This window comes from Thermoplasmata archaeon, from assembly GCA_038851035.1.
Lineage (GTDB): Archaea > Thermoplasmatota > DTKX01 > VGTL01 > VGTL01 > JAWCLH01.
This window is the reverse complement of sequence record JAWCLH010000013.1, coordinates 64684-76385: the sequence shown is the minus strand read 5'-3', so window position 1 is coordinate 76385 and position 11702 is coordinate 64684. Positions and strand designations below refer to the sequence as shown.

Here is an 11702-nt window from a genome sequence, read left to right as displayed (position 1 = left end):
CGCTCGAGGTCTCTGATGGTACGGAGAAGGCTCTGGCCGAGGTGAGCATCGTTGTCCTGAAGGCCGAGAAGGTGACGGTTCAGGAAACGGGCTGGGTGGCGGGGGCTGGATTAGCGCTCGGCATCGTTATCCTGCTGGTCGTTCTTGCCGCTGTCTTTGTGGCGGTCTCGAGGAGGCGCAGGAGGGCTGGCGAGGAGGCGGGTGCGGCCGGCGCGGGTGGCGCGGGAGCCGCTGCGGCCGCTGCAGGGATTGCAGCGGCTGCGGGCGCCGCCGCGGGGGCCGGTGCAGCTGTGGCAGCCGCGAGGCCTTCGAAAGAGGACAAGGTCCTCGAGGAGGCGAAGAAGCTCGTCGCCGAGGTCGAGGACGCTCTTGCGGAGCATCTTGAGGAGCACCCGGATGGAGCGGCGCAAGTCTCGGGCGCAATGGAGAAGCTCGAGCTCGCTCGCGATTTCATCAAGGAAGGCGACGGGGAGGCGGCGATGCAGTTTGCGATGGAGGCGAGGGCGGCGCTGGGAGGAGTTGTGGGAGGGGTAGCGGGCCGGGCTGGGGGAGGACCCGCGGTTGCAGAGGGGCAAGCAAAAAAGCCGAGCGGCGCTCTCAGGTGCCCATCCTGCGGCGAGGCCCTTGAGCCCGAGTGGCCAATGTGCCCGGCCTGCGGGCACAAGACGAGATAAGGCTAGGAAAGGAAGGCTGGTCTGGGGACTTTTGTGTCTAATGCCATGGAAGAGCACACCGGGAAATCCCTTGCGCATTGCTTGATCCGATTTCCAGAGCCGATTCTGCTCCCCCAACCTTTTTATTGCGGGGTCGCACTAGTCCCTTCGTGGACCCAGACAGCCTGAGGATACTCATTCGCCAGCAGTACCGCGTCGTCGGCCCCGGCCGGCACAGCGCGGTCAAGCTATGCCACTGGATGCGCCAGAAGCTGCTCCACGGCAGGCCCTGCTACAAGGAGCAGTTCTACGGCATCTTGACCCACCGGTGCCTACAGATGACTCCAGCGGTCAGCAACTGCAACCACTCCTGCCTCTTCTGCTGGCGCCTCCACCCGGACGGTGGCGGCGAGGGTCTAAGGGATGACCCGGAGATAATAGTCGAGGAAGCGATTCAGGCCCAGAGGAGCCTGATATCCGGCTTCAGGGGCGATGAGCGCTGCGACCCCCTCCTCTGGAGGGAGGCGCGGGAGCCGAACCAGGCCGCGATATCCCTGAGCGGCGAGCCGACCCTCTACCCACGCCTCGGCGGCCTCATCGAAGTGCTGAGGCGGAGGGGCTTCACGACATTCTTGGTCACGAATGGAACTCTGCCCCGTGCGCTGGAGCGACTTGACCCTCTACCGGACCAGCTATACGTAACCGTCGCGGCGCCTGACGAAGAGACTTACCGAAAGCTCTGCGCGCCCCGATTCTCTGGGGGGTGGCAGAGGCTCAGAGAGACGCTGGAGCTGCTTCCATCCCTGGACACAAGAACCGTTATCCGCCACACCCTGGTCGAAGGCTGGAATCTGGGGCGGGAGGAGGACTACGCCGCGCTAGACGCGGCTGCCGAGCCTCTCTTTATCGAGGCGAAGGGCTATGTATTCGTCGGGGACTCGAGGAGCAGGCTCAGCCTATCCAACATGCCCTCGCAGGAAAGAGTCCGTCTCTTCGCCCGGCGGCTGGAGGCACTCCTTCCCGGCTACGTCACACTAGGCGAGAGGCCCGACAGCAGGGTGGTCGCCCTGACGCGGGACCCTTCGCGAGCGAAAATAAAATGAGGTGAATCGGTGTTGGGGAACTCGATGGACGAGCGCTGCGAAGTCCTCATCGTAGGCGCGGGGCCCGCCGGCATCCAGGCGGCCATCCATGCATCGCGCCGGGGGGTCTCGGTGGTGATAACTGGAAGGCCATCCGGGAGCGCGCTCGCGAAGGGCCACATAGAGAACTACGCCTTCCTTCCGGGCAAGAGGAGCGGCGAGGAGCTTCTTAAAATCGGGCTCGCTCAGGCGACCGGCTTCGGCGCGCGGCACATTGCGGAGGACGTGATGGCACTGGAGACCTCGAGAGAGGGCTTCCTAGCGAGACTAGAGTCGGGCAAAACGCTGGGGGCTGGGGCAGTGGTGTTGGCCACGGGCGCCGCGAGGAAGAGGCTCGGGGTGCCAGGGGAGAGGGAGCTGGAGGGCAGGGGGGTCAGCTACTGCGCCGACTGCGACGCCGGGTTTTTCAAAAAGAAGAGGGTGGTTGTGGTCGGGGAGGGGAGCGCGGCCGCGGGCGCGGCGCTGCACCTGGCGCGCTTTGCCTCAACAGTCAATCTGGTGGCCGAGAGGCTCGAGGTCGCTCCGGAGCTGGTGAGGCAGCTCGGTGAGGCGCGCGTAGCTGTTATGACGGGGAGAAAGGTCCGGGAGATTCTGGGTAGGGACGCCGTTGAGGCCGTTTCACTCTCGGACGGCAGCAGGCTCGAGACCGATGGCGTCTTCATAGAGAAAGGGGCGCGCGGGGTCATGGAACTCGGGGCCTCGCTGGGCATCTCGCTCGACGAGAATGGGAACGTGGCTGTGGATAGGAACCAGGCCACCGCCGCCCGGGGAGTATTCGCCGCGGGCGACGTAACTGGCCCGCCTTGGCAGATGGCGAAGGCCGTGGGCGAGGGCTGCGTCGCGGGCATAAGGGCGGCGGAGCACGTCAGGGGCGGGGGAGGGGGCTAATGCAGGCCGAGAGGGACAGGGAGAGGGACAGGACGAAGATGGACTCGATCTCCCTGACCTGCCCTGTATGCGACACATTCTTCATCTCCTGGGAGGCGAAGTCCTTCGGCTACGAGACGCGCAGGACTGACTTCAGGCCAAATTATGAGGAGCCCAACCCCATGAGGCTCTACTACCACCTATGCCCCTGCTGCAAGCTCTGCGCGGACCAGGAGTACTTCCAGCTCGAGCTCTCCGGGACGCAGAAGAGGGAGCTTGCAGAGTGCCTCAGGGTGCTCTATTCCAAATACGGCGAGGGAATCGAGACCTCACTCCCGGCGCGGCTTTACTACGGTGCGGAGGTCGGGGAGCTCCTACAGTACCTGGGCCATATTCAGGAAACCCCCTTCGACCGCGCCCTGAGCTTCGTACAGCCGTTCTGGTGGAGCGGGCCCGAGGAGAGGGCGAAGTACGGCAAGCTCGCCCTGAAGAAGCTCGAAGAGGCCCTGAGTAAAGTCAGGCCCCACACCGAGGACGCACTCCACATCCGGTACCTCATGGGCGAGATATCGAGGAGGTTGGGGAGGAAGAGGGAAGCGAAGAAGCACTTCGAGGCCCTCCTGCATCTCCGCCCCCTGCGCGAGAACGAGAGCAACCGATTCCTCTTCGACCTCGCAGAGCAGCAGATGACTAACCCTAAGGACATTCTGCCGGAGGAGAGCCTCAATCCCTTCGGACGCGGACCACCCTCTGGGGGAAGGGAACCTCCACGCCCTCCCTCCGGAAGCGCTTGAATACCTCCTTGCGGAGCTCGTGGCTGACGCGCCACCTGTTCTGGAAGTCGTCGACGACGAACCACACCTTGTACTTGATTCCGCTATCGCCGAACTCGGTCAGGCGGATGATGTGCCTGTGCTTCTCGTCCTTGACCACATTCGGGTGGGAGCTGACAACCTCGTCTATTATCTTCTCGACCTTGTCCAGGTCGCTGTCGTAGGCGACGCTGAGCTCGACCACCGCCTTCTCCATCCTCGTGGGGCGGCAGACGTTGATTATCTGCATGTTCGCGATCTTGCTATTGGGTATCGATATCGTGTCCACGGTGAAGAGGTTGTAGAGCTGGGTGCTCCTCATCCCTATATGCTTCACCTCGCAGTAGTCCCCGTTCTCGAGCACTATCGTCTCCCCCACCGAGAATGGTCTGTCGAGGAGGAGGTGGACGCCCGCGAAAAAGTTGGAGAGGGTGTCCTGTGCGGCGAAGGCGATGACGAGGCCGGCCACGCCCATGCCCGCCAGGAAGACAGTGACGTTTATGCCGAGGTAGTTCAGGACGAAGATGCAGGCGATGACCACTATCACCACGGTCCCGATGTTGTCGAACACGGGCACAAGAACGTCGTCCACGCGGCTCTCGGTCCTCTCGGCGACCTCCTTCAACCAGCTGATGAGGACGCCCTTGAATATCTTGTATCCAACGTAACACAGAATGAGGATTATCACAAGGTCCCGCGCGCGAACGAGCCACGATATGACGTCGGCCCTAAGCTCCAGCTGCGCGAGGGAGTCGATAACGCCCCAGAGAACGATTATTGCGAGAACGGGGATGCTGATAATGTCCAGCACGATGTCGTCGTACTTCGTCTTCGTCCTCTTCGCGAGCTTCCTGAGGAAGGGAATGATGGCGAAGGTCGCGAGGGCACCCACGACGAACCATATCAGGACCAGAATGGCGAAACGGCCCCACCTGTTGTCCAGAGGCTCCGGCAGGCTCAAGTGGTAACCGAGCAGGTCCAGACCGTGGACCTCCTGCGTCGGCTGGGCGACGACTGTGAAAGTCACGGACCTAGAGAGCTCGAAGGAGGCGGGGGTTGTGGAGGTCGTTATCTCGGTCACGTTTATCCGGACCACCACCGTCTTCGTCTCCCCCAGGTTCGACCGCCTTGAGTCAAACACGAGCTGAAACTCTTGAGCGGAGTTAGGGGAGAGGGCGAAGGTCGACGGCTCCAGCGAGAGCCTCCAGGTGCCGTAGTCGTCCGCAAGGCCAAGCCGGACGTTGTAGGAGGTGATATTATTCATGTTCACGGCGAACCAGCCCGCCGTGGCCCTCTCGCCCCCGACGACCTCCCTCTCGTAGCTCGCGTCCCTGTTTAGAATCTTGACGTCCTCGCCAGGCCCAGCCCGGGCGGAGGGGGTCTGGAGCACGAGGGCTGCCACCAGTGCGAGCGTGGCTGCGAGCCGGAGACACTCCGCCATCCTCATTTTATCGCCCTTCATCTGCGAGCGTGGTCCAATACTAGTGGACGGTAAAAAAGTATCGGAGGGCACGGGTCCCTCCAGAGCGCACGGCGGCACTAGCTGCAGAGGCGGGCTTTCGCGGGCCGCTCGGGCCGGGGTCGTCTGCATAAATTTTATATAATGCGTTTGTAATAAGAGCTGATTGCCCGTGGAAGACGCGGGCCGCGGTCTGGAAGGCGATGGCTGCGAGCGGAATTCGTGCGAATTCCGGCCATGAGCAGTCAGGTCCATTGATCGCGATAGAGATGGAGAGCCGAGAAAACCGGTTACGGGACCTCTTGGCTCCGACGCTCGATGATGAGGCGATACTCAGGAACCGCCAGTTCGTTTAGAGAAGTCTATGTGACCGTTTCTTCCAATTCTGGTTGATCCTGCCAGAGGGCACCGCTATTGGGATACGCTTAAGCCATGCGAGTCGAGAGGTGAAAGACCTCGGCTGACGGCTCAGTAACACGCGGATAACCTGCCCTCGAGTGGGGGATAATCTCGGGAAACTGAGAATAATACCCCATAGGCCCGGGAGTCTGGAATGACCCCGGGCTGAAAGCTCCGGCGCTCGAGGATGGGTCTGCGGCCTATCAGGCTGTAGTGGGTGTAACGGACCCACTAACCTTCGACGGGTACGGGCCTTGAGAGAGGTTGCCCGGAGATGGATTCTGAGACACGAATCCAGGTCCTACGGGGCGCAGCAGGCGCGAAAACTTCGCAATGTGGGAAACCACGACGAGGGAATCCCAAGTGCCAACGATTTATCGTTGGCTGTTGCCCTGTCTAAAAAACAGGGAGAGTAAGGGCTGGGTAAGACGGGTGCCAGCCGCCGCGGTAATACCCGCGGCCCGAGTGGTGCTCGTTATTATTGGGTTTAAAACGTCCGTAGCCGGTCCAGTAAATTCTTGGGTAAATCGACCGGCCTAACCGGTCGAATTCCGGGGAGACTGCTGGACTTGGGACCGGGGGAGGTCGGAGGTACTTCCAGGGTAGGGGTGAAATCCTGTAATCCTGGGGGGACCACCAGTGGCGAAGGCGTCCGACCAGAACGGCTCCGACGGTAAGGGACGAAGCCCTGGGGCGCAAACGGGATTAGATACCCCGGTAGTCCAGGGTGTAAACGCTGCGGGCTTGGTGTCGGGGGTCCTACGGGGGCTCCCGGTGCCGGAGCGAAAGTGTTAAGCTCGCTACCTGGGGAGTACGGTCGCAAGACTGAAACTTAAAGGAATTGGCGGGGGAGCACCGCAACGGGTGGAGCGTGCGGTTTAATTGGATTCAACGCCGTAAAACTCACCGGGGGCGACGGTTATATGAAGGCCAAGCTGATGACTTTGCCTGATTTTCCGAGAGGTGGTGCATGGCCGTCGTCAGTTCGTACCGTGAGGCGTTCTGTTAAGTCAGATAACGAACAAGACCCCCACCGCCAATTGCCACGCCGTCCTCCGGGACGGCAGCACATTGTCGGAACCGCTGGTGCTAAACCAGAGGAAGGAGGGGGCAACGATAGGTCAGTATGCCCCGAATCCCCCGGGCTACACGCGCGCTACAAAGGCCGGGACAATGGGCTCCAACCCCGAGAGGGGAAGGCAATCCCGAAACCCGGTCATAGTTCGGATTGAGGGCTGTAACTCGCCCTCATGAAGCTGGAATCCGTAGTAATCGCGGATCAACATTCCGCGGTGAATATGCCCCTGCTCCTTGCACACACCGCCCGTCAAACCATCCGAGTTGGGTCTGAGTGAGGGCGTCCTGTATGGGACGCTCGAACTTAGGTTCAGCAAGGAGGGTTAAGTCGTAACAAGGTATCCGTAGGGGAACCTGCGGATGGATCACCTCCTACGTAAACAACATCGGTGGTCCTGCCCGTGACCAACGGGAAATGAGGCAGGTCTACCTTGTTGCAGACGAACTGGTGGCTCCTGGGCGCCAAACTCATCGAGCGTCCAAGTTTTTATATGAAACAGGTTAGCGGAGCTGCTGTGTCAAGGCGAAGACTAGCCGGGAGGGGTGCGGTGGAGGTTTGGGCCAGCGAAGTTCGTGAAGAGCCCGCTCCGTTGTGCTGTGTGGGAACGAGCGCTTCTTGGGGGACTCGGAGCCGCGAAAATATTTCCTAGAGAGAGCGCCGTCCCCGTGATGGGGCGCCCGTCAGCCCGCAAACCTCTATATATCTCGGTCTCATTCAGCTCTCCATGATGGCGTCCGATGGCTTCAGCAACCGCACGCGGGCCATCGGGCGGTATAAGCGCGGGGATGGCCCAGCCCGGCACGCCGAGGCCCTCAGGGCCTCTGCGCCTCGGCGAGCTCGCTCATGCTCGCTCGCCTTCGGCCTGGAAGACCTCACGGTCCTCCGTGCCTCGGCGAGCTCGCTCATGCTCGCTCGCCTTCGGAGGCAAGCCTTGCCGGGCTCTCTGTCCCCGCCTACCAAATCGCAGCGCGGGGATGGCCCAGCCCGGCAAGGCGGCGGGTTGCTAACCCGCTGGTGCCATGCACCACGGGGGTTCAAATCCCCCTCCCCGCGCTTTTTCTATTGCAATGTTAACCGTTGAAGGGGATTTGAGAAGGCGCCCCCTCCGGCCTGTTGTGAACTATTGAAAAAACATCCTTTGTTATAAAAATAAATATAAAAATTCTGGTATTTATCGATTAAATATAAATAGGTGTTGATGTATGCACATGCTCAATCCGGAGGTAAAATATAAATATTGACAGAACCGGGGGGGAGGGCCGGGGTGGCAATGGCCTCAGAAATTATTGAAGTTGTTGGCAGGGACCTAGGCTTTATGGACGGTATCATGTGGGCCTGTAGCTCAGCTAGGTAGGGCGCGCTCCCCAGACACACCGCGCGCATGACTCGCGGACCGGTCGAGGCGCCCCTAGAAAGAGCACCTGGCTTTTATGTTCGCTGCTGAACCTCAGCGGGCGTGGACACCAGGTGGCCAGGGGTTCGAATCCCCTCAGGCCCGTGAGCGAAAAGTGCGGTAGGAGCGTCGTAGAGGAGCAGAAGGAAGCGGGTGGTATAAATGGAGCAGAAGTTCAGCGTGATGAGTCATCAGCTGGTTCCGATGCATATCCTTCTGTCCGAGGAGGAGGAGAAAGAGGTTCTTGCGAAGTACAAGACAACCAAGGACTCACTCCCGAAGATTCGCAAGTCGGACCCGTGTATTCAAGCGCTGGAGGCGCAGGCGGGGGAGGAGATTCGGCGCGGGAGAATCATTAAAATCATCAGGAGCAGCGAGACGGCAGGGAAGTACGTCTGCTACAGGGTGGTCGTGGACTAGAGGTGGTGCGATGCAGGAGCTGGTTGAGTTCTTTTTTAAAAACCGGAGCATAGTAAACCATCATCTCGAGTCTTTCAACACCTTCCTCCCAACTCCGGACAACCCGAACAACCGTATGCAGAAAATCGTTGACAGCGTCCGCGTCAGCGAGGATGACACAGAGAGGGGGGTCATAAAGCTCGAGCTCGACAAGAGCGGACACGAGACCATCGAGATTCACATGGGCAGGGCCCGGGACCCAGTTACGGGGAACATATCGCCGCGCGCCAGGCCGACCATCAGCGTTGGGCTGCCGGTGGTCAAGGAGGCCGACGGCTCCTCCCACGAGCTCACGCCGATGGAGGCCCGGCTCCGCTCCCTGACCTACAAGGCGCCGATTTACCTCGAGTTCACGGTGGTGGAGAACGGCATAGACCGCGAGCCCGAGAAGGTGCACATCGGAGACCTGCCGATAATGGTACGCTCGCGCAAGTGCAACCTCCACAGGGAGAACATAAAGAGCGACGGGGAGCTGACTGATGAGGAATATAACTGGAAGCTTATCGAGATGGGCGAGGACCCGCTCGACATGGGCGGGTACTTCATCATCAGCGGCACTGAGCGCGTCCTAATCTCACTTGAGGACCTGGCCCCAAACCGCGTGATGGTGGAATATGACGAGCGCTACGGCCACAGAGTCGAGATTGCAAAGGTTTTCTCGCAGAAGGAGGGCTACCGAGCCCTGACAGTCGTTGAGAAGAAGACCGACGGTATGCTGATCGTGTCGGTCCCGGCGGCGAGCGGCCAGATACCGCTGGTCATCCTGATGAAGGCCCTCGGGATGGAGAAGGACGAGGACATCCACAGGGCGATAGTCTCCGACCCGGCGATGTCGAATATAATCTTCGCCAATCTGGAGGAGTGCCAGGACAAGAAGCTCTATCCTCCGGACGGCGTGTTCACCACCGAGGACGCGATAATCTATCTCGAAAAGAAGTTCGCCACGGGCCAGGCCAAGGAGTACAGGACGAAGAAGGTAGAGAGCATCATCGACCGCTCCCTGCTCCCCCACCTGGGCGACACGAAGAAGGACAGGCTCAAGAAGGCGATATTCCTCGGCCGGGTGGCGAGGTCGGTGCTCGAGCTCTCCCTCGGCAAGAGAAAGGAGGACGACAAGGACCACTATGCCAACAAGAGGCTCAAGCTCGCCGGGGACCTGATGGAGGACCTATTCCGCGTGGCCTTCACCAACCTGTGCAAGGACCTGAAATACCAGCTCGAGCGTGGATTCGGGAGGAGGAGGGACCTGAAGATAGCGTCCGCGATTCGCCCTGACATCCTCTCCCAGAGGCTCTTCCACGCCCTCGCCACGGGAAACTGGGTTGGCGGGAGGGTCGGGGTCTCCCAGCTCCTCGACAGGACCTGCAACATGGCCGCCCTGAGCCACCTCAGGCGCGTCACCAGCCCCCTGACCCGCTCCCAGCCCCACTTCGAGGCCCGTGACCTCCACCCGACCCAGTGGGGCCGCCTCTGCCCCAACGAGACACCCGAGGGGCAGAACTGCGGGCTGGTGAAGAACTACGCCCTCATCGTCGAGGTCACGAAGGGCTTCGATGAGGAAGAGGTGAAGTGGTTCCTGAACAACATCGGCCTGAAGGAGATCAAGGGGGGAGAGCACGTCAGCGAGACAAGGATCTACGTAAACGGGGACTTGGTCGGCATGCACGAGAAGCCCCGGGAGCTCGTGGAGGAGATAAGGGAGAGGAGGAGGCAGGGCCTGCTCTCGCCCGAGATCAACATCAGGTACGACGAGACCACTAATGAGATTATAATCAACTGCGACGAGGGCCGCCTGAGGAGGCCGCTGCTGGTCGTCAAGAACGGCAAGTGCCTCCTTACCGAGCGCCATCTGGAGGACCTCAGGAGCGGCAGGATAACCGTAGAGCACCTGGTCAGGGAGGGTGTCATCGAGTGGCTCGACGCAGAGGAGGAAGAGAACGCCTTCATCGCGGTCAGGGAGAGCGAGCTCACCCCCGAGCACACCCACCTCGAGATCGACCCGATGGTGATTCTGGGCGTATGTACCTCCCTCATCCCCTACCCAGAGCACAACTCATCGCCCCGGAATACAATGGGCGCCGGGATGGCGAAGCAGAGCTTGGGCCTCGCCTCGGCCAACTTTAGAATTCGGCCCGACACCAGGGGCCACATCCTTCACTACCCCCAGTTGCCCATCGTGCAGACCAAGGCGATGGAATTCGTGAACTTCAAGCGCAGGCCCGCGGGCCAGAACTTCGTGGTGGCGATTCTCTCATATTACGGCTACAACATGGAGGACGCACTAGTTTTCAACCGCGCCTCGATAGAGAGGGGTCTGGGACGCTCGCACTTCCTGAGGACATACAGGGCGGAGGAGAGGAGGTACCCGGGCGGGCAGGAAGACCACTTCGAGATTCCCAGCCCGGACATCAGGGGAGCTAGGGTCGACGTCACCTACAGCTCGCTCGACGAGGACGGCCTGATCAGCCCTGAGGTGGCGGTCAAGGGAGGCGACGTGCTGGTGGGCAAGACCTCACCACCCCGCTTCCTGGAGGAGCAGACCGACTTCCTGACCCCCCAGAAGCGCCGAGAGACCTCGATCACCGTCAGGCACGGGGAGCAGGGCTGGGTCGACAACGTTCTCCTGACAGAGTCCGAGAATGGGTCAAGGATGGTCAAAGTGTACGTGAGGGACGAGAGGATACCCGAGCTCGGGGACAAGTTCGCGAGCCGCCACGGCCAGAAGGGCGTCATCGGCCTAATAGTGCCCCAGGAGGACCTACCTTTCACGGCCGACGGGGTCACACCAGACCTAATCATCAACCCGCACGCGATTCCATCGCGCATGACCGTGGCCCACGTGCTCGAGATGATCGGGGGGAAGGTCGGGTGCATGGAGGCAAGGATGGTGGACGGGACCCCCTTTGGCGGGGAGCCGGAGGCCGAGCTCAGGCGCGCGCTGATTAGCGCCGGCTTCAAGGAGAACGGCCGGGAGAGGATGTATGACGGAAAGACCGGAAGGATGATTGAGGCCGATATCTTCATCGGCGTCATCTACTACCAGAAGCTGCACCACATGGCCGCGGGTAAGCTCCACGTGCGCTCGCGGGGTCCCGTTCAGATACTCACTCGCCAGCCCACCGAGGGCCGGGCGCGCCAGGGCGGCCTGAGGTTCGGGGAGATGGAGAGGGACTGCCTGATTGGGCATGGCGCAGCCATGGTGATCAAAGACAAGCTGCTCGACGAGTCGGACGGAACCATTCAGTACGTCTGCGGAAACCCGAAGTGTGGCCACATCGCGATGCTGGACCGCCGGGGCTTCCTCAGGTGCCCGGTCTGCGGCGACACGGGCAACATCCACCCGATTCAGACCAGCTACGCCTTCAAGCTCCTGATGGACGAGCTCCTCTCGCTCGGGGTCGCCATGCGGCTCCAGCTGGAGGACCTGAAGTAGGGGTGGT

At 61.1% G+C, this 11702-nt stretch carries 7 protein-coding genes, 2 tRNA genes and 1 rRNA gene; 9 read left to right on the top strand and 1 reads right to left on the bottom strand.

Annotated elements, in window-relative coordinates; translation table 11 throughout:
* The 4 genes from QW379_05730 to QW379_05715 all read left to right on the top strand — a co-directional run.
* On the top strand, positions 1–674 hold a 674-nt coding region (locus QW379_05730; protein MEM2869902.1), incomplete at its 5' end, for a zinc ribbon domain-containing protein.
* Positions 675–823: 149 nt separating this feature from the next.
* Positions 824–1756, top strand: coding sequence for a 4-demethylwyosine synthase TYW1 (gene twy1, locus QW379_05725; protein ID MEM2869901.1), 933 nt, complete (start codon positions 824–826; stop codon positions 1754–1756).
* Between the two features lie 24 nt (positions 1757–1780).
* The gene (locus tag QW379_05720) at positions 1781–2683 is read left to right on the top strand and encodes an FAD-dependent oxidoreductase (protein ID MEM2869900.1); all 903 of its coding nucleotides are present in this window, start codon (positions 1781–1783) and stop codon (positions 2681–2683) included.
* Complete coding sequence (locus tag QW379_05715; protein ID MEM2869899.1) at positions 2683–3456, top strand: DUF2225 domain-containing protein; 774 nt, start codon at positions 2683–2685, stop codon at positions 3454–3456. Before QW379_05720 ends, QW379_05715 begins: the two co-directional genes overlap by 1 nt.
* Here QW379_05715 and QW379_05710 read toward each other — a convergent pair.
* Positions 3386–4936, bottom strand: coding sequence for a mechanosensitive ion channel family protein (locus QW379_05710; protein ID MEM2869898.1), 1551 nt, complete (start codon positions 4934–4936; stop codon positions 3386–3388). The two genes, QW379_05715 and QW379_05710, sit on opposite strands and share 71 nt — an antisense overlap.
* Before the next feature lie 379 nt (positions 4937–5315).
* Here QW379_05710 and QW379_05705 point away from each other — a divergent pair.
* From QW379_05705 to QW379_05685, 5 genes are all read left to right on the top strand, one after another.
* Positions 5316–6783 (top strand): 16S ribosomal RNA (locus QW379_05705).
* A gap of 595 nt (positions 6784–7378) precedes the next feature.
* Positions 7379–7463, top strand: a tRNA-Ser gene (locus tag QW379_05700).
* 278 nt (positions 7464–7741) lie between these two features.
* A tRNA-Lys gene (locus QW379_05695) sits at positions 7742–7908 on the top strand.
* 57 nt (positions 7909–7965) lie between these two features.
* Positions 7966–8223, top strand: a complete 258-nt coding sequence (locus QW379_05690; GenBank protein MEM2869897.1) for a DNA-directed RNA polymerase subunit H — start codon at positions 7966–7968, stop codon at positions 8221–8223.
* Positions 8224–8233: 10 nt separating this feature from the next.
* Positions 8234–11695, top strand: a complete 3462-nt coding sequence (locus tag QW379_05685) for a DNA-directed RNA polymerase subunit B (protein MEM2869896.1) — start codon at positions 8234–8236, stop codon at positions 11693–11695.
* The last annotated feature ends 7 nt before the right edge of the window (positions 11696–11702 follow it).